Below are 24,395 nucleotides of genomic sequence, written 5' to 3'. Positions count from 1 at the left end.
TACAGCATGTTTAAAACGCACCGTTATATCAAAAGCGGTCAAAAGTGCTTATGAATAATAATGACGAGTTGTATGCGCACAAATACTTAACTAATCAATGTGATTAGTTAAGTATTATGATATTTCAAATGATGAGTTAGTTAAAAGTCGAAAGAAACCGACCCAAATACAGTCCGTGGTGCACCAATACTAATACGCAGATCGCCGCCGCTTGCCGAATAATATTCCTCATCTAACACGTTTTTCAGCGCTAATTGAAGACGTAGTGAATTGTTTGCACCCAAACCGTTAACGTTTAACGTGTACCATGCAGATAGATCAACCAGTGTATAGGCATCTAGTTTATAGGTGTTGTTATCGTCACCGTAGCGATCGCCAACATAAAAAGCACCGGCACCGACACCAACACCTTCAAAATTTCCGCCTTGAAATTCATAAGATGCCCATAGGTTAAAAGTATTTTCCGCAACATTTCTAGGTCGATTACTACTGTTCGCGCCAGTCCCAATTTCAGCATCAAGATATGCATAACCAGCAATAACATTCATTCCGGCGGTAGGCTGCCCAGAAACTGAAATTTCTGCACCTTGAGAGGTTTGACCTTCGATCAGAATAGGCAGGTCGTTTGCATCGGTAGATAAAACATTGGTTTTTTTAATATCGTAAACGGCCGCACTAGTTTGTAAGTTACCGTCGAAAAACTCGGCTTTAAAGCCTATTTCGTACTGCTGAGAATCTTCAGGTTCAAACGCTTCATTAGCACCAGATAACGGGTTGGCACTTATATTAGGTTCAAATGCCGTAGAGTAACTTCCAAAAACAGACATCGTCTCGTTTAAGTTATAATTGACTGAAAACTGTGGAGAAAACTGATCAGCTTCTTCAACAGGGGTATCCCCTCCTAATTCAAACGAATCGTAACGCAAACCAACTAAAATACTCAATTTATCGTTGATCTCAATGTAGTCATTTACAAACAGACCGCTGTTCTTTTCGATGGCAGTTAATAACGTTGCACCTTCTGTACTAAGGCTATCAGGTAAATTTCCGTAGATAGGGTTGGTTACGTTAAAAAGCGCGCCGTCCCCGCCAATAGCTTCTGAGACTCCATTGGTAAAATCAGTGCTGATAAAAAAACGTGTTATTTCACTGTCTCTATAATCTGCTCCTAAAGCGATACGATGGCCCATATTACCTAGCTTAATATCACCGATAAGCAAAGCGTTTGCATAATAAACGTCTACGTCTTGTTGTTGACTACCGTCAGTGCGCCTGATGAGAAATACTTGATCAGTAGGATCATCAAATACAGCAACTGTTGTCGCTACGCCTATAATTGATGCGATATCTGCAGGATTTTGAAAAACAATAAATCCGTCTTCGGTTACTGGTCCATCTGCATCAAAAATAGCCGCAGCTAGCGGTCTTGCCTGCAGATCATTTGAAGAACTCGCTTCAATTGCACCACTCACTTTTATTTGCCATTCATCATTTAATGCGTGACTCAATGTTGCTTCAGCAAAGTTAAAGTCACTTTCGAATACTTCAAAGGCTTCACCAAATCGGCGAGACAATGGAATATCTAATAACTCGTTGATGACATCTCTACCATTTTCGGTCGGAACCGTAATTGTCCCTCGGTCAAGAGGGCGACTTTCATCTCGATATTCGTAAGAGAAATCTAGCGCAGTGTCTTCACTAAACTTAATCGCACTTGAAATAGAAATTGTATCTCGCGAAATATCAGTAAGATCACGAAACGACTCTGCGTCTTGTGTGGAAGCCACCACTCTTACGCCAACGTTGTCAGAAATAGGTTGAGATATATCTAACTGGAGAAATTTATCATTAAATGATCCATATCTGGCTTCGCCAGCAATGCGAGACTCAACGAGTGGTTTTTTAGTGACTACATCAACAAGGCCACCTGGCTCTACCTGCCCATAAGTGATAGAAGCTGGACCTCGAACTACTTGGGTGTACTCTACATTCGCCAAGTTGGTTTTGAAATTAGTCGCTCTTCTAAAACCGTTTCGATAAACCGTATTTCGTCTAAAACCACGAATAAGAAAATCATCATTCGTGCCACCAAACCCATCACCTAAAGAAATTCCAGGACTGTTACGCAAAGCTTCGCTTAGATCTGTAATCTTCTGATCTAAAACGACTTGTTCGGGAATGATATTTACAACTCTAGGCATATCTAAGAAATCGACTGGAAAACCAGTTAGGCTATCTGTGCTCTCTATGACGTATCTTTTTTGATTGGTACCATTGACGGTAATCCTCTCGATTTCTGAGGTATCATAATCTTGTGCAACAGATGAAAACGCAATTATGGCTGCCAAATAGCTTGGTCGGAATTTCATTATCCTATCCTAGTAAAAATAGTTCGGTTTGTTATGGTTATAAAAGCAGAGCGTTTATAATAAAAATAAGAACTATTATCATATCAATTCCCCAAAATATTTACACTTAATTTATAGATACTGACATCCAACTTACATTTCTATCTGAAGGGGCGTGGAGTGTATGCTTTAAAACGTATTGTTGTAGTAGGTAGGGTTATCTATATCTTAAAGTAAGGTGCGGCGGCACCGCCGAGCCTTAACATCAACGTCGTCTCTTCCTCTCTAGCCAAACGGTATAATCGTTATAAGTCAGCCGCGTTCCTTCCCGCACTGGCGAATAAGCAATCGCTTTTGGCTGTTTTGCTAATCCATAAATTTGTCATGTTCACGACATCACCTGTCGGTTTCATCCCTCCCCCACCTGCTTATTTGAACTTTTTGCTAGCGTTCAAATCCCCCTGCTGCCTTTGTAGCGGGAAATAATTACTACATAAAAGAATATTAGGGAATTCCATGAAAAATAACATATTCAAAGCCAGCCTATGTGCGATGGCTGTAGCAGGAGTATTGAGTTCTGGTATTGCATCAGCGGCAGACAATACTTCCGGTACTATTCAAGGAACCATTGCTACTGCAACCGCAAATACGTATCAAAATTACCACGTTGAAATTCTTAACCCTGCAACAGGATTCAAAAAGTCCATTAGTATTGGAGAAAATGGTGACTACCGTTTACCTAAACTTAGCGCAGGTGCTTATACTGTAAGAATTTTTGAAGGTAATGAAGTTAAGCTAGAGCGCACCGTTAACGTTGCAATTAGCCGCGATACCATTGTTGATTTAAAAAATGATATTGAACGTATCGCCGTTACCGGGCGTAAAGTCTATCTGGATACCAATTCAGCGGAATCTGGACTCAATATTTCAGCGGAAAGTCTAGCTAAAATCCCTGTACCTCGCGATGTCACCAGTGTTGCGATGTTAGCGCCTGGGGTCACCCTTGGCGATACCAGCTTTGGCGATAGCGGACAAACATTTGCTTCTTTTGGTGGCGCATCCGTTGCAGAAAATGCTTTTTATATCAACGGCTTGAATGTAACCAATTTCCGTAATGGTTTAGGTGGCAGTGGCATTCCCTTTGAATTTTATGACAGTTTTGAAGTTAAAACTGGTGGCTACTCTGCCGAATTTGGACGTTCCACCGGCGGTGTGGTTAACGCAGTCACTAAACGCGGTACCAACGAATTCCACGCCGGCGCATCCGCCTACTGGGAACCAAACAGTCTTCGAGATACCGCCCCAGATGTACGTTATCGCGATGGCAGTATTTATATTAATAATGCAGACGATTACCAGCACAGCATGGAAACCAACCTTTATGCTAGTGGTGCGCTGATCAAAGATAAGCTGTTCTTCTACGGTATATACACGCTGCGCGACATCAAAAGCAGCGGAATGCTAGCCGGTTCCCAAGATGTTTCCGAATACCAATCTGATGATCCATTCTGGGGGTTAAAAGTAGATTGGCAAATTAATGATGATCATTCTTTAGCCTTAACTGCCTTTTCCGATGAAACCACCAATCCAACCTATAGTTATGATGCTTCAGGCGAGTTGAAAGGGATCACCGAGGAATCTCGCGGTGGCGATAACTTTATTGTGAACTATAAAGGTTATTTGACCGATACCTTCTCTGTTTCAGCACTTTATGGCGTTAACAAATACTCACTAACGACAGAGTCAGATGCCGATGTTAATTGCCCGTTGATTGTGGATGTGCGCTCTGATGCAACAACCACTTATCCTGGATGTTGGGTCAACTCCATAGCCGAGAAGGGTGATGATAAGCGTAAAGCCACCCGTATTGATTTCGAATGGCAACTGGATGACCACCTGATCCGTTTTGGATATGATCGTGAAGAAAATACCTCTTTCAGCCAACAAAACTATTCCGGTGGTGCTTATTACCTTTATACGGATGCACTGTCGGGTGCAGAGTTAAACAATGGCGGTATTGTGCCTGATGGGGTTAACCAAGTTGTCCAGATCCGCCAACTGACCAACGTTGGTAGCTTTGAAACCATATCCAGCGCCTACTACCTAGAAGATACCTGGAATGCGACGGATGACATTACTGTCACAGCCGGTCTTCGAAATGAAACCTTCAACAACAAAAACGTAAATGGTGAGTCCTTCATTAAAGTCGATGATCAGTGGGCGCCTCGCTTGGGCATTATCTGGGATGTTAACGGTGACGGAAATTCCCGCTTATACGGAAACTTCGGGCGTTACTATCTACCCGTGGCTAACAACACCAACGTGCGTTTAGCCGGTTCAGAAGACGATCGTTCACGTTTTTACGCTTTGGATGCAGTTAATGCTGATGGCACACCGGTTTATGATCCAGCAAATGAAATTGGCGGCGAGTTAATTAACTCCAACGGACAAGTCAAAGATCCTTTGCAAATCGTTGACCAAACCATTAAACCCATGTACCAGGATGAATACATCATTGGTTATGAAACCGTGGTAGCTGATGACTGGTCAATGGGGCTTCGTACTGTTTATCGTGACCTAAAAACTGCCATGGACGATATTTGTAATATCGATGACGTTATGGTCGCCAAAGGGTATGAGAACAACCATACCGGCTGTGTTCTAACCAACCCTGGAACCGATATCAGCATTTCTTACAGTGACGCAGATGGCAACCTGGTTCCGGTAAATGTTTCCGCGGAAGAACTAGGTTTTGATGAAGCGACCCGTAAATACCTGGCCCTTGAGTATAACTTTGCCAAAACTTGGGATGGCGTATGGTCATTGCAAGGATCATACGTATGGTCTCACTCTTGGGGTAATGCAGAAGGTTATGTGAAATCTGATAACGGTCAGGATGATGCTGGCTTGACGCAAGATTTCGATCTACCTGAGCTAATGGATGGCGCTTACGGCAACTTGCCAAATGATCGTCGTCATACCGTGAAACTATTTGGTTCTTACGCGATTAATGAGCAATGGTTGTTAGGTATTAACTACCTGCTCCAATCTGGTCGTCCAATCAACGGTTATGGTGTGGGCCACCCAGATGGTACGCCAGCATACGGTGATACCTTCTATTTAGATGGCACTAATTTTGTACCAAGAGGCAGCTTCGGTCGCACAGATTGGGTAAGCAAAGTGGATTTATCACTAGAATACACCCCTGAATGGGACGTTGCTGACCTTTCTTTCCGTGCGGATATATTCAACCTGTTCGATCAGAGTAGTGTAACGCAAGTATATGAAACGGCAGAACAAAGTGTTGGTGTTGAAGATCGTAAGTTCTTATTACCAACGGGCTTCCAAACACCACGTAGTGTTCGGTTAAGCGCCAGCATCCGTTTCTAAATTAACGTTTGCTGTAGGGGTAATACCGTCATTGTCTAACAGTGCCGGTTTTATCCCGCCAAACAGGCGTTTAGTCACAACAAACTAATCCCGCTCCATTTAGTTTGTATGATGACCCAGTCGGCTTAATAACCCGGCCAATACACGTTTTTAAACAACGTATTGCACCCTAGACATTTTAGCTGCATCAACTCGATGCAGCTTTTTTTTTATCTTTTTATTTCTAGCCTTACACCCCTTTACAAAATATTTTCGTAACTGACCTTAACATTACGATTTTTAGTCTCTTTTTTACTGATATTCGCTAACACCTCCCCTATATTCCAGCGCTCAAGGTTCGTATTGGAGTTTAAATGTATCAGTGTATTGTCGTTGATGATGAACCCTTAGCTCAGCAACGTGTTGTGAGTTTTGTTGAACAGCAACCGGGGTGGGAAGTGATTGCTAAGGCATCAGAATACAATGAAGCAAAAGAACTATTAATTAATCATCAGCCCCACGTTTGTTTTATGGACATCAGTATTATTGGGGGCAGTGGAATCGAACTGGTTAATGAACTGGCCCAACAGATCGATTGTCGATGGATTTTCACCACGGCACACAGCCATTTTGCTATTCAGGCATTTGAAGTAGATGCGCTAGATTATTTACTCAAACCTTTTGAAAACAAACGTATAATTAATGCTCTAACAAAAGCGGAAAAACAAATAGCCGACAAGGTAACCCATCGCTCTGAGATGTTGGCCATTAAATCCATTGGCTCGGTAGAGTTTGTCAATGCAGAAGATATTCTTTGGGCAAAAGGCGCGTCGAACTATGTGGAATTACATTGTCAGGACAAAGTCTTATTGCATCGCGAAACCTTATCCCGACTTGAGCGCCAGCTTAATCCAAGCAAATTTGTACGGGTGCACCGTTCCTCATTGGTTAATTTACAAAAAATCAAAAGCTTGAGCAGTGAATTGGGACGTTACTCATTACTGCACTTGCATAACGGGGACGAGGTTAAAATCGGCTCTGCCTATAAAAGTCATTTGTTTCGAGTCTTAGGGCTGGATCTAAGTCAGAGATAGATATTTTCCATGAGCTTATTAACAATATGGTCAAATGTGAATCCACCAGAAAAATACACCAAACAACAGAAACCTTCATTCTGGTTATTACACTCTTTAGGTTGGTTGCTATATGCCATTATTTTAACCATCGATAATGTGGCGTTTATCGGTAGTGAAAAATTAAATGACAAACTGGTTATTCTGCCATTGTTAATCAGCGGCTTATTCGCTTTTATGCTAACGCTGCCGCTGCGTTACCTCTACCATCGTTTGTGGTCGCTTAGCCCGGCCAGACTGTTTATTACCGCCACCTTATGCAGTTTTGCCATTGCTTTAATGTGGACGCCGCTAAAAAACATGATCATCTGGGACTGGGAAGATCACTATTCTGTTTGGCTAACTCTCACTGGCCACTTTGACGGGCAACATCAACTCCACCATCTGTTTATGACAATTAGCTATGCGTTTTTCATGGTGATGGTTTGGAGTAGTTTATATTTTGGCATCAACTACCATTATCGTCTGGTAGAAGAAAAGGAACAGCATTTCCTCGCCGTGACGATGTCGCAAAAAGCACAGATAAAAATGTTGCGCTATCAAATTAATCCGCATTTTTTATTTAATACGTTAAATGGCATTTCTTCGCTGGTATTGCAGGGAAAAAAGGACATCGCCAACGCCATGTTGGCCCAGCTTTCAACGTTTTTTCGTTATTCATTGGACAATGACCCGGAAAAGAAAATCACCCTTGAGGAGGAGTTACGGGCGTTAGCCTTATATCTGGATATTGAAAAAGCGCGCTTTGGAGATCGTCTGAGTATTGTGTTTGAAGTGAATTCTGATACTAAAATGTTACTGGTGCCCAGTTTGATCCTTCAACCTTTGGTAGAAAATGCAATCAAACATGGCATTTCCAAAATGAAGACAGGCGGCGAAATTCGCATTAAAGCCTACTGCGAAAAGGAACACTTAATTCTTCAAGTTGCCGATAATGGCCCCTTTACCCACTTGGATCAGAATAAGCAAAACGAACCGGGAATTGGCTTAAAAAACATTGATGAACGACTCAATGTGATTTACCCCCTCCAACATCAATTAAAACTGAGTGTAGCCGAGCCCCACGGCTTCATGGTAACCACCTCATTGCCAATAGAACGGGCGCTGTAATACTAGAACCGTCGTAGCGCTGAGTGTGGCGCTGGTTGTTGTGCCTCGGTGTGGGTAGCAATCATTTTCCCTCGGCATCCCATTGTGTCCCTATCCATGACATTTTCAATGCCCCAAGGCGTTTATCCCTACTGTATCGCACCGTTATATAGATTTAACTGCCAACGGCAATCACATTTTTTCGATTCTCATTTAGTTCATCAGGCCAGTTTCAAGGTGATGTATTTACGCTGATAATAGCCAAGGCAGTACGTTGAGAGTTTTATTAAAAATGGGTTAATCGTATGAACGAATTGAATTTAGAAGAAATTAAAGTAATAGATACGATTTCGTCTAATACTTGCTAAGCCTTATTCCTCATCTAGAAAAATAGCGATGAATAACATTTAGGAGGTATAACTCAATGATTAAATTAACGCGCTTCGTAACGGGCTTGATTACTATCATATGCCTTGTCGCAACAGTACTTTCTGCCTTTAACGGCGAAACAATTTTAACTTCACCTTATCTCATCACAGCCTTATTGTTCAACATTTTGCAAATGCAGTTTGAATGCAAATTAGCGAAATAACCCAAGAGCGATCTGCTGCCACAACAAACATGTGTTCTTGTCCCAAATAACCTTCCGATTTTTTAAGAAAGACTTCCCAAGTTGTTTGCTGAAGCTCAGACCAAGCAGAATCAGTTAAAATAACTTTAGTAAAACACGAAACGCCTTTGCTATTTAACCAAGAAGTTAGCTTTTGAATATGAGTTTTATCTTCAAATGAAGCCACTACCCACTCACTAGTTTCATCAACTTCAGAATCCCAAACAACTTCGTGCAGATGAGGTTCAACTAGTTTTCTTATATCTCGGTTTCGCAATGCTTGTTTAAGAAGATTGACCATCCATAGTTACCTAACTTCCCACTAAGGGGCGATAACACATTGGCTAAAATTAGGAACGAAGTGACGCAGCCCATGTGTTAGCGTCCCAGCGAGCCCGCGAGCGGCTGCAGCAGTTTGTTATACGCGTTTCTCAACTTTCCATGGCGGATTTAAACGGTTCTCACCTGCCCAGTAAAGTTTGATTTTATTACCAGACGGATCTTTAAGTACTGCTTCTTTCCACAAGTATCGTTGTTCTGTCGGCTGTTGTTCAAACTGAAAACCTTTCTCAATCAACTCAGCACACAGTTCATCAAGTTTTTCATGCTCGAAGTAAATCACAGAACTGTTTTCAAATTCACCGGATTCAAGTGATAAGGAAAAAGTAGAATTCCCATCTGGGCAAGAAAACCTTGCGTAATGGGGCGTATCGACAATTTGAGTGAAGCCAAGTTTTAGATAAAAGTTAACAGCAACATCCATATCTTCTACTGGTAAGGTGATCTGGTTAAGTTCCATTTAAATTCCTAGCTTATAACTTCTAGATAAGGGGCGCAGACATGTGGGCTAAAATCCGAACGAAGTGAGCCAGCCCACATGTTTGCGTCCCAGCCCGCGCAGCGGGCGAACTTAATTTTTTTGTTATGTGCTGACGCAATTTAATAGTTACCTAGGTACTACAAAAAAGAAAGATAAAACCAACAAAAGCAAGACACTTACGGAGCTACCAATAAGCTTGCTACTTGAATGCGATTTACCTTTAGCCAGCAGAGCCTTTCTAACAAAAACATGACCTACAAATACTGAGGCTACCGCAATTAGGCTTATGGTAACTACCAGATTGATGAGCGAGTTAAGTGTTTCTTCCATGTCTAAAATCCTTTTTTACTACCAAAGCACATAACTTTTCAATAACGGGCGCAGACATGTGGGGCATAATGGCGAAGCCGCCCCGCGTGTATGCGTCCCAGCGAACGAAGTGAGTGTGTTGATTGAGTTGTTAGGTGCGCTCATAAACATACCTAAGTTCGCTGCTAAATAAAGGTTTGTAAACTGTGATTTTGATTTCTTGGTCCAACTGACAATAGCTTTCACATCTCACCATAATGAATGTTCCGTCCTGAAGTTTCACCTTAGCTAAATCTATCTTACGGATACTTCTGTTACCACCTCCAAGTGGGCGTTGAGAAATAGAGTAAACTTTGCCTTCTAGAGTGCCACTTTCGATTCCTGTCACAACTGTAAACTGAAATAGAATAGCCAGAAGAATAAGTATTAGAGCTGGGATACCTAGAATAAAAATTGGTTTATTAGTGAGTAAATATGTAGGTTTTCCCATAAGCACCTAACTTCCCACTAAGGGGCGATAACACATGGGCTAAAATTAGGAACGAAGTGACGCAGCCCATGTTTTAGCGTCCCAGCGAGCGAAGCGAGAGCCTTGAGTGGTTTGTTATGTGCCATTGCCTATATGCCCATCATAGCTACAAACCATTTTGGCCAGAACGCGCCAAATACTATACAGCTTATTATCGAGATCAATAGCGGCCTTAAATCTCTGAACCAAAGCGAAAGTGCCAAGCTAACAATACTTGTCCAACCCCATGGTAATGCAATCGAAAAAAGAAAGCCGAAAGGCAAAATAATTATCATGTTGAAAAAGTCAGCGATTGGGCGCCAATTCACATTTGGCTCAGGAATGTACGTGTAATTCCAATAAAGCATAGAAACAATTGAGGCAACCAAAGCAGCAACTAGACTACTTGCAACCCAACATAGAGATATCTTTTTTCTACTTGCACCGAATTCCATTTTCACCTTTTGGCACATAACGCCCAATTAACGGGCTAAAAATAGTGGGCTAAAATGGAGCGAAGCGAACAGCCCGCTGTTTTTAGTCCTGTTTAATTGCTTGTTAGGCATTTGCTAATAGAATACGCCGTAAAGAAAACGACCAGGGGTTTCAACAGCAAAATATGCCGAAATAATAGTACCTATATATGCTCCAACCATACAATGAGTATGACGTTTAATATTACCTTTACGAATAGAAATAACACCAACGGGAATACAAACAATAACCAATATAGAAAAAAGATGTAACCACGTAAAGCTACCTGTTGGCATTATAAAAAGAGAACTAATAGCTGTAATAAGCATTAAAATAGCCCAAACTTTCCCGATACGCTTGTGAGTTAAAGTACCTTTTTCTAAAAATAAGTTTATAGCACCTAAAACTAAGGAAGGTATAACGGCTAGTAGATGTATATAAATATCCATATTAACTCTAAATGCCTAACACCCCGCTTAGGGGCAATAACACGTGGGCTAAAATTTGGAGCGAAGCGACTGAGCCCACGTGTTATTGTCCCAGGGAGCTTGAGAGCGGCTTGATGTGTTTGTTAGCCATCACGCTTGATTGCGATTGTGGCATCCTCAAAAATCGGAACGAAATCATCATGGCTCTGCAATTTCAAAAGTATTGACAGGTTCACACTCTGAACATCGTTCGGTAGGTTTTCGAAGCCCGAACTGACAGAGAAACCGAATTTCCCACCACTTTTGTTAGTTAGTAACTGCTGGACTTCTTTAAAATTTTTAACAGATTCTGAGCTCAAATTGAAAGTGTATTCTGTTTTTGCTTCGTCAGAATCGAACCAATCTTCTTTGGCAGGAATAGCCCGCCTTTCGAGTAACGATAATGGAAACTTATAGATCCTACTTCCTTGCTCAGTTTCTACCTCAAGCCCCAAGTCAACTTTCTCAATATCAATTTCGACAGGTTGATCGAGTATAATCTTTGCTTTGATATCCGCTGGTTCTAGTGCTACAAAATCACTCTTTTCGAATGAACTGAATTTCAACATTGTGCTCAGCGGTATACTCGCGCAGCCACTAAGAATAAAAACAACCAAAAAACAAAATAACTTCACTTTAAACATCCTTGTGATGGCTAACAATTTATTATACGGAAAAAATCCTTAATGCAGTGCGGAGTATTTCCGTATATCACATTATTAAACCCCAACTTTTGCATAAAAAATACACAGCATCAATATCTTACTCGTTTACGCTGTAGTTATTTTATTAAGTGCCGCATGGTTACGACTTATCTCACATTTAATAAATTTATAGGTAAGAAGATGGCGAGTGTTCTAGAGCTTGAACTTACACAAGTACTCTTCGATCATAAAAGTGTTAAAACAACTATCCGAAACTATAGATTGTTGCCCATTAGGGTAAAACCTTCTAAATAGTTGGTCAAAATAAGCAACGAAGAAGCAAAAACCAACTGATTTTTGTCCTACTTAAATGACCAGATTAAACCAATCTGTTTTCAGCGAGGTAGCTCTGTTACACGTTAACTTTCATGGCTTATTTCGTTCAACGCGGCTAATTTTTTTTCGAAACTCTTTTGCCGACAATGCGCCCATACATACCAGATAGCCATAATTACGGTTGTGCCTCCCGTTACCAAAAACAGCAAGGTATATTCTCTTTCTTCGGCTGCTTTGGCGAGCGAGAAAGCCGTATTGAAAACAACAACAATAAGCACGGCCAGCCATGCAGAGTGTTTATTAACAAACGCAATACGTGCGTTGTTTTTAAACTGTTTTTTCAATTTTTGAACGTGGTCAGTGGTTTGCACATTGCTGTTAAAAGCGGCAACTCTCCGCAACCACAACTGATACCCTAATAACGGGATGACCAACAGCATAAGACCAAAATATAATCCGCGAACACTGATAGGAAATTCATCCCAGTAGAGTATAAACATCCACACGGCCGGAATGATTGAAAGGCAGTCCATTAAAAAATAAAGTCGCTGCTTTTTTGTTTGGCTTTTAAAGGTATTTCGTACTTCATCCACATCAATTTGAGAAACAGGCTGAGCTTGCCAAAGCGCGCTAAGGCTTTTATCGCTGTTATCGTCAGCGCCTTTATTAAACTTATTCATCTGAATCACCTTCTAATACACTTGCTTTAGCTCGCTTTAAAATTACGCCAACATGAGATTTGGTTAAACCGCATATGTCGGCTATTTCATCGTAAGATAAGCCTTCTAAGGAAAGGGTAAGTACCTGCCGGGGTTGCACCGGCAATGCACGAACTTTAGTTAATAACAGCGCTAAAGATTGTTGTTGGCTAGCGGCCTGTTCAGGAGAACTATGCGCAGTTTGCTCAACGATAAGATCGTCGTTGAATTCATCGGTATCGATACGCTTTACCTGATTCGCCACATGAGTAACAGCACGGTTATGGGCAATTTTAAGAATATAGGTTTTAACAGCGCTATCACCTTTAAATCGAACAAGCCCTTGCCACACGGCAATGGCGATTTCTTGCAGCAACTCTTGCTGTAAAGCGTGATTAGCCTCATAACTGTTCGCAACACGGCTCAATAAACTGCCGTATTTTGCAAATACATCCTCAAATCCTTGCTCCAAGTTCACATCCTCAATATTTCTTATTATACGTTGGCTTATTCACATTATTTTTGCCGGGTACGCACTTTACGTAGCGAACAACGATGTTCGAAATATCGGGTGCTTACTATGAATAGTCTTCCAACTTAAAAAAAAATTACATTCATGCGTAATTTTTTTTTAAGTACAAAGACTAGTTAAAAGAAGGTTATCGACACACCTTCACTGACCACAACCTTTCTATCTAGGAGTAGACCATGACTACATTAAGTATTATTTTACTTGTTGGCTTTATTGCTACCATCGCCTTAGGTGCAAGTTATCTTGATGCCAAGTTTCAGTGGCGCTTAAACGATTGGTTTAATGGCACCTGTAGCAACCCTTTCATTGCGAATGAATCATCACAGAAACAACAGCTTATTGAGAAAAAAGATAAACAAATAGCGGCATTGGTTGAGCGCATTGAAACCCTTGAAGCTCTTGTGACTGAGCCAGCTTACGAGCTGAATCAAAAAATCAATGCGCTAAAATAGACCTGCGACATATAAAGCCAAAGGCCTTAAAAATAGGTAACTAAACCTAGCTGTACTAGCTCAAAACAACAAGCTAAGCGTTCATCCTCGATGCTTTGCGTAAGGCCATTAAATCTAAATTTAGTTGCTTAGAAATAGACATAAGCAACGCTATTTCTTTTTCAATGAGCGGTAGCGAATTAAGTTCGAATGCCGACTGTGTTATCCATGCAGGCTCTATTAAATTTTCTCTATACGAAATAAAAAACACGGCCTTATTATCGATAAACTCGCATTCTAATTTTGATGCATTAACGTTTTTCACGAACAGAGCGTGGAGCGTTAATAACTGCTCCATCATCACAGGCGATAGTATATATCGAGCTAAAACTTGATCGGTTGAAAAAACCTCAAAGACCTTTTCGAAAGCAACATTTTCAAGCGCAACTTTTTTGGTCGATTTTGAAGCCTTAGTAAACCAGTTAGCCAATTTACCTAAATCTTGCTTTACGATTGTATGAGAGTCGAAACTGAATGGCATAGTGAGCACGACAACACAACCTTGAAACGAAGTTGAGCGTCCATTCCTCCCCCCTCGTTCCAGTAATACTTCACTAAATTCAAAGCCTATATTATCCACACTGCCGCTGATACTATCTTCCGTTTTCAGATAGTCAAAATGCGGGGTAAGCGCCCACTTTTTTATTTCATCTTTCGTAAAAGAGGCGTTCAGCGAATAGTCAAAATTACCGTACATTTTAACAATAAGAGGCAGTACATTACGTTTATAAAAGTGAATATAGTCAAGCGCAGGTTTGTACGCCCAACCTGTACCTATAAAAAATGTGATGACAATAATAGAAAAGTAACTGCCATCTGCCCCAAGCGCTACGAGTAAACACGCGACAATTACCGAGAGTGGTAGAATTTTTATATTTACAAGTCGACGACGTTTTTTGAACTTGTCGTGAAAATCGACTCTTTGCTGCTCTATAGCCGCGAGGTTAGGCTTTATTTTTTGTTCAAATGTTTCTTTTAGCGCGTCTGACGCCGTAATGTTAAAATCGACTTTTCTTTGACGCCTAAACCTTAATTTAAACGCCTCTAAATAAGTCGTTAATTCTTTGAGGGGAAACGCTAACTCGTTCATCTAAGAACCAAGCATATCAGATGCACTAACCGGGGCTCTTTCAGTCTCGGCTATTTCAAAGAATGCTATCTTTTTTACACCAACTATTGCGGCAATGATATTGCCGGGAAATACCTGAGTCGCGTTTCTCAACACGCGATTAGCACTGTTGAAATTGCGTCTTGCTGCAGAGATATGTGCTTCGACGTCTGCATATGTTCTTTGTGCTTCAGTCATTGCTGCATCAGATTTAAGTTCAGGATAGTTTTCTACTGCAACCATTAAGCCTGACATCGCATGCTCTAAATGCCCTTCGAGCTTGAAACGCTGTCCACTTTCATTCGATGCGTTCATGACGTTAGTTCGCAAGCGCGTTATTTCCTCAAGCAACGTTTTTTCGTGGTCTAGGTACTTTTTCGCAATTGCTAATATATTGGGTATTAGATCTGTACGTTTTTTGAGTTGAACATCGATGCCAGAGTAGGCTTCTTCTACGGCATTTCGCTTTGTAATGATAGATACATACCAAGAGTAAAAGACGATGATAAATATCGCTAAAAGCGTAAGTGAAAGCCAGTTGCTTGCAAAAAAAATCTGCACGTTTATTCCTTTTTTTAGTGTTAATTCCATTCCTATATGCAGTAATTTAAAGGATTTTTTAAATCAAATATAGTCTATTCAAAATAACGCATCTGTTTTAGAAGCGCCTATGCAGTAATCTTTCTACCTTAGCGTGCAAAACGCTACCGAATCTTTGAATGTAAGTCACTGCGCCTGTCTTAGCCTGCTTCTTCAAATATACAGCCGTTGCACAATATCTGCGGCCATAGCACGGTGGATGATTTGCATGATTTTGCTTAAATGCTTGGGATACCTGGCAAAGAGCGATGGATAAATCCATTATAAATGCGTTTAGTATTTGGAAATGGTGGTAGCGGCGCTAGATACAAAAAACCCCGCAATTGCTTGCAGGGCTTGATGTAAGAATGGTGCCTCGACCCGGGATCGAACCAGGGACACGCGGATTTTCAATCCGCTGCTCTACCAACTGAGCTATCGAGGCAAAATCTGTTTAGCGATAAAGGCGTTTAGTGCCTGTTGCGCTGTGGGTGCGTATTAAACGGATTTACGCGTTACAAGTCAACCATTTTTCTTGGTTTTTTATTCAACTGCACACACTTTATTCAATTTTATCGAAAAAACGGCAATCTGCGCAGAAATCATACGCCAAAATCGCTACTTTGGCGGTGGAACATAGCCTTCTATAGACGGCTCTACACCGTCAAACAAAAAGGCTTCCATTTGCTCTTCCAAGAACTTTCGGTCTGTGGGGGCCATCATATTCAGCTTTTTTTCATTAATTAGCATGGTTTGCTTTTTTTGCCATTCAGCAAAGGCTTCTTTAGATATATTGTCGTAAATACGTTTACCCAATTCGCCAGGATATAACTGAAAATCCAGTCCTTCAGCGTCTTTTTTAAGATGCTGACAAAATACTTGTCTGCTCATGGTGCCTCCTTCTTTTAGGATCACAGTTTATAGGATTTGCTTGATCTGCGAGATAATTTTTTGCGTCGGTGCAGCAATACCTACGCCCAGCGGCGCATCAAGTTCGAACCAACGCTGCTGACTTTCTAACACATGGCGGCTTAAAAGCTGTTTTGCAATAACTAGGTAAGGGCTAATCTCTAAATGGAAATGACTAAAGGTATGCCGAAAGGGCGCTAAAGGTTTTATCTCGGCCGCTTCAATAGGTAGCCCTTCTATGGCGTCTGCCACCGCTAGATCGGTTTCCAAAAAGCCATACAGTCCGCCCCATAAACCACTTGGTGGGCGCTGAGTCATCAAAATACTTTGCTGATGTAACACCGCAATCATGGTGGTGGTTTTCACCGGCAAAGCTTTTTTGGGTTTCTTACCCGGAAATTCGCTTTGCCGCCCTTGGGCATAAGCCAAGCACTCACTTTGCAACGGACAATGATCACAATGGGGTTTACTGCGGGTACAAACCATCGCCCCTAAATCCATCATGGCCTGAGTATAATGATGACACCGTTTATCCGGGGTATTTTGCTCCGCATAGATCCAAAGTTGATTTTCCACCGCCTTTTGTCCCGGCCAGCCTTCAACGGCATAGTACCGCGCCAACACCCGTTTCACGTTGCCGTCCAATATCGGTAAATTCTGCCCGCCAGCAATGGATAATATCGCCCCAGCCGTAGAACGGCCGATACCGGGCAATGCCACCACCTCATCCAGCGTTGAAGGAAAAACGCCGTTGTAACTATCCACAATCACATTAGCCGCTTTGTGTAAATTTCTAGCTCTGGCGTAATAACCTAAACCCGTCCAGTGATCTAGCACTTCATCTTGTGAGGCTGCCGCTAACGCTTCCACGGTAGGAAAGCTATTCATAAACCGCTGGTAGTAGGGAATAACCGCAGTCACCTGGGTTTGCTGCAGCATGATCTCCGACACCCATACACCATAATGGGTAATGTTTTGCTGCCATGGCAAGTGCTTACGACCGTGTTCATCGAACCAACGAAGCACACGCTGGGAAAAAGGCTTTGTCATTTTTACTTTTAACATCAGTGTATAAGGTTCCTATGATAACATGGCGTTGATTTTCTCGAAGCATCAGTTGTGGAGTAAGCGTGTCGAACCCTTGTTTATTTTTACCCGGTACTTTATGTGATGAGCGTGTCTGGCTTCCCATTTGGCAGCGTCTTGATATTCAACGTCGTTACGTTCCGCTTCAGTGGGCAACAAGCAAAAACGATATGCTTGCTCTCACCGGCGACCGCGTGTTGGATGATGAAAAAGTACACTTAACCGGGTTTTCCATGGGCGGCTATATCGCGGCATTATGGGCCTGTGAACATCCTGAGCACGTTGCCTCGTTAACCGTTATTGGTTGGGACCCCCATGGTTTAAACCAGCATGAAGTTCAACGCCGCAAGCAGTTAATCTCGATGTTGAAAAAAGGGCAGTTTCATCCCGACAAACCCGACTATCTGCGCCGCTTTATTCATCCTGATCATTTGCAAAGCCCCCATGTGGCCGATATTATGCGAGACATGGGCAAAGATTTGGGCGCAGCAACACTGCTGGCTCACACCGAAGCCACCACGCCCCGCCCTTCTCTTATAACAGCCTTGTCTAACGCCCCATTTCCCATTAACTTTATTGTGGGTGATGAAGATCAGCTTGTTAGCATCAAGGCAATACGCGAGGCAGCGAAGCTCCTCAATAAAGGTAATCTATTTACCATCGAGCAATCCGCTCACATGTGCGTGTTAGAACAACCGGAATTGGTAAGCCAGTATTTACAACGCATTTACCAGTAAGGGCCGCAGAAAGGTTAAATTTGCAGTATTATTAACCACATTTTATTGCATTCGGGCTGCCAATGGGCATAATGCCGCACCTGTATATTCCGACAATAGTGACGCTAGCAAAAGCCATCATTTAAGCGCCGTTATTTATATCATGTGATAAGCAACATCAGGCAAGGTTATGGGTCAGTTTAAAAATCAGCAAGAAGCCGAAGCGGCTGGTGTTTACATCAGTAAAATTAGAAGTTTTGTGAAACGTGAAGGCCGGCTAACAAACGGTCAGGCTAAGGCCCTAGAATCTCATTGGCCTACAATGGGCGTAGAGTTTCAAGATGCCCCGTTAGACATGGAAGCAGTGTTTGGTCGCAAAGCCCCGGTCGTCTTAGAAATTGGGTTTGGCATGGGCAAGTCATTGGTAGAAATGGCAGAAAACGACCCAGACACCAATTTTTTTGGCATTGAAGTGCATCGCCCAGGCGTTGGCGCCTGTTTATCAGAAGCCGGCGAACGTGGCCTCACCAATTTACGCGTGATGGAATACGATGCCGTAGAAGTATTTAAGAAAATGCTGCCAGATCAAAGCCTCGCCAGAGTGCAATTATATTTTCCTGATCCTTGGCACAAAAAACGCCACCATAAACGTCGTATTGTACAATTGCCTTTTGCGCAAATGGTTAGGGAAAAACTGGCCATTGGTGGTAAGTTTCATATGGCCACCGACTGGGAACCTTATGCTGAATATATGGCGGAAGTAATGAATACCGCGCCAGGCTTTGCCAATACCGCCCCAGAAGGTAACTATGTTGCACGGCCAGAATACCGACCAATAACAAAATTTGAAGTTCGTGGACAAAAACTAGGACACGGCGTTTGGGATCTCATTTACCAACGTACAGAATAATAAAAAAAACGGAATAGTTTTAATGCTAAGCTCGCAAAGCCAACTTCTAAAAAGAAACCTAGACTTATTTGAAAACGGAAAATGGTTGTTTATTAATCCCGCTGATGCCTATTTCAGTGACGAATTAACAACCTTCGATGTCACGTTTCTATACCAATATTTTGATGTTTTCTCTGAAAGCGTCAGGGTTATTCCAAGCTGTGAATTTGATAGTCGAGACGTCAGTAGCGCAGCCAATGGCTTTTGTATCGAACAAAAAGCCGGCTTGCACCGCCATATGTTTAGCCCCTTTATCAAAAAAGGGGAGTCTTACACCGATATCCTCATTTACCTGCCGAAATCTAAAGCCCACGCGATTATGCTGATTTCTATGGCCCATGCGGCCTTGTCTGACGATGGGCGCTTACACATCGTAGGAGAAAATAAAGGAGGCATCAAAAGCATAGGGAAAGCCATTTCCCACATTGGTACTGCACACAAAGTGGATTCGGCTCGCCATTGTTCGCTCATTACCCTTACCCCTAATGCAAAAGCGCAACCTTTTAATATTGACGATTGGCTGGATGAATCCGCATTTGAAGTGGATGGCTTTAATTGGCAGGTTGTGTCGTTACCGGGTGTTTTTAGCCACGGAGAATTAGACGAGGGTACTCGGCTATTACTAGAAAAATGCTCTCACAGAATGCGCGGTAAAGTACTGGATTTTGCCTGTGGCGCAGGGGTGATTGGTTCCTGCTTATTAGGCCGTTTTCCTCATATTGAGCTTACCTTGCTTGACGTCAGTGCCCTTGCTTTGTATTGCGCGGCCAAAACCTTGGCCACGAATAATCAGTCTGCCAATTTAATCGCAGCCAATGGATTGCACGGTGTGTCACAAAAGTTTACCCATATAGTGACGAACCCGCCGTTTCATACTGGAGTGAAAACCGATTACACCATTACCCGGCGCTTCATTGCAGACAGTGCAAAATGCCTTGCCTCTAAAGGCACCGTACAACTGGTCGCGAACCGCTTTCTGCCCTATCCGGGATTACTTGCCGATGTCTTTCCAAGTACTCATACCGTGGCGCAAAACAGTCAATTTTCTGTGTATTTAAGCGTTTCTGCGTAGGCAGATTTATTACCTTGTGATAACGTCTAATACACTCACGGCCACAGACACTCTAGCTGCGGTTTGTAAAAACAGCTTAGTTAGGTAAGCCCGTTAGGAGAAACTACGTGAAAATTGTTTTCGCCATTTCAGAAGTTGAAGACCTGGTAAAAACGGGAGGCCTGGCAGATGTGGGAAAAGCATTGCCTCTTGCTTTACGTGACGCCGGAGAAGACGTTACCATCATCATGCCTTACTACAAGGCGATAGCAGAAGAATACGCCTTGGCTGACGCCTGCCCACAACAAACGCTCTTCGCCGAAGGCAAGGTTTATCATTACAGCGTAAAACAACTCAGCTGGAATGATATCACTATATATTTCATCGATTATCCCGATTATTTTCACCGAGACGGATTGTACAGCAACACATACGACGCTTTTGATGACAACGCAGAACGTTTCAGTTTTTTCTGTGGCAGTGCGCTACATGCTTTACAAGACTTGGGCATTCAGCCAGATATCATTCATTGTCATGACTGGCATACCGCCATCTTGCCATTTTTGCTACGCAATGAGCAAACTGGCTATTTCGCACAAACCCAAACCGTTTTCACGATTCACAATGCCGCCTTTCAAGGCATACACAAGCTAGATGATATTCCGTTTTTGCGTCATCACCCAGCTATCTTGTCTCAGGTACACGGTGGCTATATTAATATGCTTCAAACAGGCATTGCGTACGCCACAAAAATCACCACTGTTAGTCCAAACTACGCAAAAGAACTACTCACAGATTTAGGTTCCCATGGTCTCCATGAACGCCTCGTCACCCGCAAGCGTGATTTAGTGGGGATCCTTAACGGCTGCGATTATGGTCAGTGGAATCCAGCAGACGACCATTTTCTCCCGATCAACTACACCAAAGATTCGCTGCACGACAAAAAAGCCTGCAAGCAGGCCCTTCAGCGTGAATGCGATCTTCCTGACAATACCGACGTACCGCTAATTGGCATGGTTTGCCGTTTAACCGAACAAAAGGGTTTCGGTTATATCATGCCCATTCTCGACGAGTTGATGCATCACAACGTGCAAATGGTAATTGTGGGTACGGGCGATCCTTCGGTTTGTATGGATCTCAACGAATTTGCCCAAAACCACCCTTCACAATTTGCCTTTGTGAATGGATTTAGCATTCAACATGCTCACTTAGTCGAAGCCGGTGCCGACTTTTTCCTCATGCCATCGCAATTTGAACCGTGTGGATTAAATCAAATGTATAGCCTAGCGTACGGCACTATACCCATTGTGCGTGCCGTAGGGGGATTGAAAGACACCGTGATCGATCAGGTTGCAGATAAGCACCATTCCACCGGGTTTGTTTTTGATGAACCAACGCCAGCAGCTTTGCTTAGTTGCCTGCGCAGAGCCTTACTTTTTTACTATGAACATCCCGTCGGTTTACGAGAAATGCAAATACGGGGCATGACCACCCGTTTTACATGGGAAGATGCGGCGAAAGCCTACCTACAGCTATATCGAACAATGGTTTAAGACAGAATTAAAGGCTAATTGTTAAAGCTGCTTTATTTTTGTCTATTTATCAGCCACTATTGATACTAGAAACGCGCACAACGTGAACAAATAATAATGACCACATCTGCTGTGCAGCTATCGATTAAGAGCTTATTGCTGTGGGTAATCATGTCGATTGCTGCCCTTGCCTCCATACTGCCTGCTTGTTACTCAACGTATACACAGTTGAATCACTACACTGCTATGCAAAAGCAGGAAGTGGAAATGCTCGTAAACATGGTCGCCGCTTTTATTAGCGAAGATCTTAGCGAACCCTATTCTGATTCAAACAAACATCTGGTAAATCGCAAGCTTAAAAGCTTACGTGCCGCGCCACAGGTTCTCAATGTTCATATTTATAAACAAACGACACCCTACGAGCTCACCTTACATAGCAGCTATACAAAAGAAGGGGAAACCCGCACTAACTCCCATGCCCAGTCTATTGCCAGCTTTTTCCAGCCTGTTGTTATAGACGATAAAATAGAAGTCTCTCGTCCAATTGAAAATGAACGTGGCACCACCGCCGGTTATATTTTCTTGCAAGCAAGCACCGATGCCCATACTAAAATGGCCATGCAAACCATCATTCAAAATGTCGTGGTGACGTTGTTAGTGCTAACGGCCAGTTTTATCGCCGCGTTAAAATTTCAAAACGTTATCACCTACCCAATTCGAAAATTAGCTGACTTTTTAAACTTAACTTCACGCCAAAGAGATTACTCATCGCGAACTCAACCCTCCAACATTATTGAACTGACCGTGCTTAGCGATGCGGTAAATGTCATGCTAAACCGTATTCAAGAATATATGCACAAACAAAAGATGGCAGAAGAGCAACATCGAAAGCTCAATGCATCGTTAGAAGACATGGTTAATCAGCGTACCCTAGCCCTTAAAGATGCCAACCAAGAGCTTATCCAAACCCTTGAAAAACTACATCAATTTCAACGTCAAATTGTGCAGAACGAAAAAATGGCCTCTTTAGGCGATATGGTCGCCGGCGTGGCCCACGAAGTAAACACACCGATTGGCCTTGGTGTCACTGCTTCAACGATGATGTTGGACAGACTGACGATTATTCAAAAAGAATTCGAGAGTAAAACGTTAAAAGCCAGTACAATGGCGCGGTTCATTAGTGAAAGTCAGGAAAACCTGAATATTATCTACCGGAACTTAAACCGGGCCGCAGAGTTAATATCCAGTTTCAAACAAGTTGCCGTGGATCAGTCGTCAGAAGCAAACCGAACATTTTGCTTTGCACAACTGGTTAATGAGATACTACTGTCATTACGACCAAGGCTGAAAAAACTCCAGCACAATATTCGAGTAGAATGCGATCCAACGCTGGAAGTTGAATCTAAGGCTGGGCCAATTAACCAGATCCTAATAAACCTTATCATGAATTCGGTGATACATGGTTTTGAAGACATGGAGCATGGTGAAATCGATATTGTGGCTCAGATGGAATCGCCAACAACATTGAAACTAATTTACAAAGATAATGGCAAGGGAATACCCAACGATATACGAAAACGTATATTCGACCCATTTGTTACCACTAAACGAGGGCAAGGTGGTTCCGGTTTGGGCATGCATTTGGTGTATAACCTGGTAACACAGGCACTTAATGGCACCATTTCACTGACCAGTGAAGAGGGTAAAGGTGTCGAATTTGTCATTGTTTTTCCTGTTCAAAGCTCTGATTCAGGAAATTTAACGTTAAATAATGAATAAGCCCTTGTAATTTTTCTACAAATCCTTATACCGTAGACAAGTTATTCTGTAACGTCTTTAAAAATACGGTTACGAATATTACAATTTGTCAGAAGCTAGCTTAATCGATTGTAAAAGAGTGTAAAACACCATGCAGACGCCAAATATATTAATTGTTGAAGATGAAGTGGTAACACGTACCACACTAAAGAGCTTGTTTGAAGCTGAAGGCTATAGCGTATTTGAGGCCGAAAATGGCAATCAAATGCACGATTTTTTTGAGAACCATGCGATAAATTTGGTGATCATGGATATCAATCTGCCTGGTAAAAACGGTCTTATACTGGCTCGCGAAGTTCGCGACCGTAAAAACGTGGGCTTAATTTTCCTTACCGGTCGCGACAATGACGTTGACCGAATCCTCGGCCTTGAAATTGGTGCTGATGATTACCTAACAAAACCGTTTAATCCTCGTGAGTTAACCATACGTGCTCGTAACCTATTGGCCCGTACCACTAACTCTGCTGAAGACGACGACTTACCCAGTCGCGTTAGCTTCAACGGTTGGACATTAGATGGCGACAGTCGCTCACTCATTTCTCCGAGTAACACAGAGTTCCGTTTACCACGCTCTGAGTTTCGTGCATTGCATTTGTTCTTGAGCAATCCGGGCAAAATTCTTACCCGTGAGCAGCTCATTATGGAAATGACAGGCCGTGAACTGCGTCCAAACGACCGTACAGTTGACGTGACTATTCGCCGAATTCGTAAACACTTCGAGTCTGAGCCTAGTGATGAAGAATTGATTGTTACTATTCACGGTGAAGGCTACCGGTTCTGCGGCTCTGTAGACAGTTAAGCAATCCATTAGCCAATGAC

General features: G+C 42.4%; 22 protein-coding genes and 1 tRNA gene. 10 read left to right on the top strand and 13 right to left on the bottom strand.

Features of this window, described 5'->3' with window-relative positions:
- Nucleotides 1–140: 140 nt before the first annotated feature.
- Nucleotides 141–2,369 carry a TonB-dependent siderophore receptor gene (locus KO501_RS09840; RefSeq protein WP_216029501.1) on the bottom strand — a complete coding sequence of 743 codons (2,229 nt, stop codon included), beginning with the start codon at nucleotides 2,367–2,369 and terminating at the stop codon, nucleotides 141–143.
- Between the two features lie 495 nt (nucleotides 2,370–2,864).
- Between KO501_RS09840 and KO501_RS09835 the strand changes: the two genes are divergently transcribed.
- The 3 genes from KO501_RS09835 (at nucleotide 2,865) to KO501_RS09825 (ending at nucleotide 7,960) form a co-directional block, all read left to right on the top strand.
- Nucleotides 2,865–5,738 carry a TonB-dependent receptor gene (locus tag KO501_RS09835; RefSeq protein ID WP_216029500.1) on the top strand — a complete coding sequence of 958 codons (2,874 nt, stop codon included), beginning with the start codon at nucleotides 2,865–2,867 and terminating at the stop codon, nucleotides 5,736–5,738.
- Nucleotides 5,739–6,091: 353 nt separating this feature from the next.
- On the top strand, nucleotides 6,092–6,811 hold the full coding sequence (locus KO501_RS09830) for a LytTR family DNA-binding domain-containing protein (RefSeq protein WP_216029499.1): 720 nt from the start codon (nucleotides 6,092–6,094) through the stop codon (nucleotides 6,809–6,811).
- Nucleotides 6,812–6,820: 9 nt separating this feature from the next.
- Nucleotides 6,821–7,960: a histidine kinase gene (locus tag KO501_RS09825; RefSeq protein WP_216029498.1), complete on the top strand. Its 1,140-nt coding sequence runs from the start codon at nucleotides 6,821–6,823 to the stop codon at nucleotides 7,958–7,960.
- A 527-nt stretch (nucleotides 7,961–8,487) separates the two neighbouring features.
- On the opposite strand, the gene KO501_RS09820 is transcribed toward KO501_RS09825, so the two are convergent.
- The 7 genes from KO501_RS09820 to KO501_RS09790 form a co-directional block, all read right to left on the bottom strand.
- On the bottom strand, nucleotides 8,488–8,850 hold the full coding sequence (locus KO501_RS09820; protein WP_216029497.1) for a hypothetical protein: 363 nt from the start codon (nucleotides 8,848–8,850) through the stop codon (nucleotides 8,488–8,490).
- A gap of 117 nt (nucleotides 8,851–8,967) precedes the next feature.
- Nucleotides 8,968–9,348 carry a VOC family protein gene (locus tag KO501_RS09815; protein ID WP_216029496.1) on the bottom strand — a complete coding sequence of 127 codons (381 nt, stop codon included), beginning with the start codon at nucleotides 9,346–9,348 and terminating at the stop codon, nucleotides 8,968–8,970.
- Between the two features lie 481 nt (nucleotides 9,349–9,829).
- Nucleotides 9,830–10,168 carry a hypothetical protein gene (locus KO501_RS09810; protein WP_216029495.1) on the bottom strand — a complete coding sequence of 113 codons (339 nt, stop codon included), beginning with the start codon at nucleotides 10,166–10,168 and terminating at the stop codon, nucleotides 9,830–9,832.
- 587 nt (nucleotides 10,169–10,755) lie between these two features.
- Complete coding sequence (locus KO501_RS09805; protein ID WP_216029494.1) at nucleotides 10,756–11,109, bottom strand: DUF2306 domain-containing protein; 354 nt, start codon at nucleotides 11,107–11,109, stop codon at nucleotides 10,756–10,758.
- 122 nt (nucleotides 11,110–11,231) lie between these two features.
- Nucleotides 11,232–11,762, bottom strand: coding sequence for a hypothetical protein (locus tag KO501_RS09800; RefSeq protein ID WP_216029493.1), 531 nt, complete (start codon nucleotides 11,760–11,762; stop codon nucleotides 11,232–11,234).
- Nucleotides 11,763–12,190: 428 nt separating this feature from the next.
- On the bottom strand, nucleotides 12,191–12,787 hold the full coding sequence (locus KO501_RS09795) for a hypothetical protein (RefSeq protein WP_216029492.1): 597 nt from the start codon (nucleotides 12,785–12,787) through the stop codon (nucleotides 12,191–12,193).
- Nucleotides 12,780–13,277 carry a sigma-70 family RNA polymerase sigma factor gene (locus tag KO501_RS09790; protein ID WP_216029491.1) on the bottom strand — a complete coding sequence of 166 codons (498 nt, stop codon included), beginning with the start codon at nucleotides 13,275–13,277 and terminating at the stop codon, nucleotides 12,780–12,782. The genes KO501_RS09795 and KO501_RS09790 overlap by 8 nt, the downstream gene beginning before the upstream one ends.
- Before the next feature lie 236 nt (nucleotides 13,278–13,513).
- Here KO501_RS09790 and KO501_RS09785 point away from each other — a divergent pair, with 236 nt between their 5' ends.
- Entirely contained in the window at nucleotides 13,514–13,789 is a 276-nt protein-coding gene (locus tag KO501_RS09785) for a hypothetical protein (RefSeq protein ID WP_216029490.1), read from the top strand.
- 73 nt (nucleotides 13,790–13,862) lie between these two features.
- Here the strand turns inward: KO501_RS09785 and KO501_RS09780 are convergent, their stop codons facing one another.
- The 5 genes from KO501_RS09780 to mutY all read right to left on the bottom strand — a co-directional run bounded on the left by KO501_RS09780 (nucleotide 13,863) and on the right by mutY (nucleotide 17,489).
- Nucleotides 13,863–14,918 carry a DUF3137 domain-containing protein gene (locus KO501_RS09780; RefSeq protein ID WP_216029489.1) on the bottom strand — a complete coding sequence of 352 codons (1,056 nt, stop codon included), beginning with the start codon at nucleotides 14,916–14,918 and terminating at the stop codon, nucleotides 13,863–13,865.
- Entirely contained in the window at nucleotides 14,919–15,527 is a 609-nt protein-coding gene (locus KO501_RS09775; protein WP_216029488.1) for a LemA family protein, read from the bottom strand.
- 357 nt (nucleotides 15,528–15,884) lie between these two features.
- Nucleotides 15,885–15,960, bottom strand: a tRNA-Phe gene (locus KO501_RS09770).
- 173 nt (nucleotides 15,961–16,133) lie between these two features.
- Nucleotides 16,134–16,406 carry an oxidative damage protection protein gene (locus tag KO501_RS09765; RefSeq protein ID WP_216029487.1) on the bottom strand — a complete coding sequence of 91 codons (273 nt, stop codon included), beginning with the start codon at nucleotides 16,404–16,406 and terminating at the stop codon, nucleotides 16,134–16,136.
- 27 nt (nucleotides 16,407–16,433) lie between these two features.
- Nucleotides 16,434–17,489 (bottom strand): A/G-specific adenine glycosylase, encoded by a 1,056-nt coding sequence (gene mutY, locus KO501_RS09760; protein WP_252728306.1) that lies wholly within the window; start codon nucleotides 17,487–17,489, stop codon nucleotides 16,434–16,436.
- A gap of 65 nt (nucleotides 17,490–17,554) precedes the next feature.
- On the opposite strand from mutY, the gene KO501_RS09755 reads away from it, so the two are divergent.
- From KO501_RS09755 to arcA, 6 genes are all read left to right on the top strand, one after another.
- On the top strand, nucleotides 17,555–18,247 hold the full coding sequence (locus tag KO501_RS09755; RefSeq protein ID WP_354667821.1) for an alpha/beta hydrolase: 693 nt from the start codon (nucleotides 17,555–17,557) through the stop codon (nucleotides 18,245–18,247).
- Between the two features lie 169 nt (nucleotides 18,248–18,416).
- Nucleotides 18,417–19,136 carry a tRNA (guanosine(46)-N7)-methyltransferase TrmB gene (gene trmB, locus KO501_RS09750; RefSeq protein WP_216029486.1) on the top strand — a complete coding sequence of 240 codons (720 nt, stop codon included), beginning with the start codon at nucleotides 18,417–18,419 and terminating at the stop codon, nucleotides 19,134–19,136.
- 22 nt (nucleotides 19,137–19,158) lie between these two features.
- Nucleotides 19,159–20,247, top strand: a complete 1,089-nt coding sequence (locus KO501_RS09745) for a class I SAM-dependent methyltransferase (protein ID WP_216029485.1) — start codon at nucleotides 19,159–19,161, stop codon at nucleotides 20,245–20,247.
- A 107-nt stretch (nucleotides 20,248–20,354) separates the two neighbouring features.
- Entirely contained in the window at nucleotides 20,355–21,779 is a 1,425-nt protein-coding gene (gene glgA, locus KO501_RS09740) for a glycogen synthase GlgA (protein WP_216029484.1), read from the top strand.
- A gap of 96 nt (nucleotides 21,780–21,875) precedes the next feature.
- Nucleotides 21,876–23,537 (top strand): HAMP domain-containing sensor histidine kinase, encoded by a 1,662-nt coding sequence (locus KO501_RS09735; RefSeq protein WP_216029483.1) that lies wholly within the window; start codon nucleotides 21,876–21,878, stop codon nucleotides 23,535–23,537.
- Between the two features lie 130 nt (nucleotides 23,538–23,667).
- Nucleotides 23,668–24,375 carry a two-component system response regulator ArcA gene (arcA, locus tag KO501_RS09730; protein WP_216029482.1) on the top strand — a complete coding sequence of 236 codons (708 nt, stop codon included), beginning with the start codon at nucleotides 23,668–23,670 and terminating at the stop codon, nucleotides 24,373–24,375.
- Nucleotides 24,376–24,395 lie beyond the last annotated feature (20 nt).

The organism is Alteromonas sp. C1M14 (assembly GCF_018860965.1).
Lineage (GTDB): Bacteria > Pseudomonadota > Gammaproteobacteria > Enterobacterales > Alteromonadaceae > Alteromonas.
The sequence above is the reverse complement of the archived record's forward strand: the minus strand, read 5'-3'. Positions and strand labels throughout refer to the sequence as shown.

Excerpts from the sequence above, each read along its gene's own strand:
- mutY (WP_252728306.1), bottom strand. The coding sequence starts at position 17,489 with ATGTTAAAAGTAAAAATGACAAAGCCTTTTTCCCAGCGTGTGCTTCGT.
- KO501_RS09830 (WP_216029499.1), top strand. The coding sequence starts at position 6,092 with ATGTATCAGTGTATTGTCGTTGATGATGAACCCTTAGCTCAGCAACGT.
- KO501_RS09815 (WP_216029496.1), bottom strand. The coding sequence starts at position 9,348 with ATGGAACTTAACCAGATCACCTTACCAGTAGAAGATATGGATGTTGCT.
- KO501_RS09765 (WP_216029487.1), bottom strand. The coding sequence starts at position 16,406 with ATGAGCAGACAAGTATTTTGTCAGCATCTTAAAAAAGACGCTGAAGGA.
- KO501_RS09810 (WP_216029495.1), bottom strand. The coding sequence starts at position 10,168 with ATGGGAAAACCTACATATTTACTCACTAATAAACCAATTTTTATTCTA.
- KO501_RS09835 (WP_216029500.1), top strand. The coding sequence starts at position 2,865 with ATGAAAAATAACATATTCAAAGCCAGCCTATGTGCGATGGCTGTAGCA.
- KO501_RS09735 (WP_216029483.1), top strand. The coding sequence starts at position 21,876 with ATGACCACATCTGCTGTGCAGCTATCGATTAAGAGCTTATTGCTGTGG.
- arcA (WP_216029482.1), top strand. The coding sequence starts at position 23,668 with ATGCAGACGCCAAATATATTAATTGTTGAAGATGAAGTGGTAACACGT.
- KO501_RS09745 (WP_216029485.1), top strand. The coding sequence starts at position 19,159 with ATGCTAAGCTCGCAAAGCCAACTTCTAAAAAGAAACCTAGACTTATTT.
- KO501_RS09795 (WP_216029492.1), bottom strand. The coding sequence starts at position 12,787 with ATGAATAAGTTTAATAAAGGCGCTGACGATAACAGCGATAAAAGCCTT.
- KO501_RS09840 (WP_216029501.1), bottom strand. The coding sequence starts at position 2,369 with ATGAAATTCCGACCAAGCTATTTGGCAGCCATAATTGCGTTTTCATCT.
- KO501_RS09805 (WP_216029494.1), bottom strand. The coding sequence starts at position 11,109 with ATGGATATTTATATACATCTACTAGCCGTTATACCTTCCTTAGTTTTA.
- KO501_RS09785 (WP_216029490.1), top strand. The coding sequence starts at position 13,514 with ATGACTACATTAAGTATTATTTTACTTGTTGGCTTTATTGCTACCATC.
- trmB (WP_216029486.1), top strand. The coding sequence starts at position 18,417 with ATGGGTCAGTTTAAAAATCAGCAAGAAGCCGAAGCGGCTGGTGTTTAC.
- KO501_RS09820 (WP_216029497.1), bottom strand. The coding sequence starts at position 8,850 with ATGGTCAATCTTCTTAAACAAGCATTGCGAAACCGAGATATAAGAAAA.
- KO501_RS09775 (WP_216029488.1), bottom strand. The coding sequence starts at position 15,527 with ATGGAATTAACACTAAAAAAAGGAATAAACGTGCAGATTTTTTTTGCA.
- KO501_RS09825 (WP_216029498.1), top strand. The coding sequence starts at position 6,821 with ATGAGCTTATTAACAATATGGTCAAATGTGAATCCACCAGAAAAATAC.
- KO501_RS09780 (WP_216029489.1), bottom strand. The coding sequence starts at position 14,918 with ATGAACGAGTTAGCGTTTCCCCTCAAAGAATTAACGACTTATTTAGAG.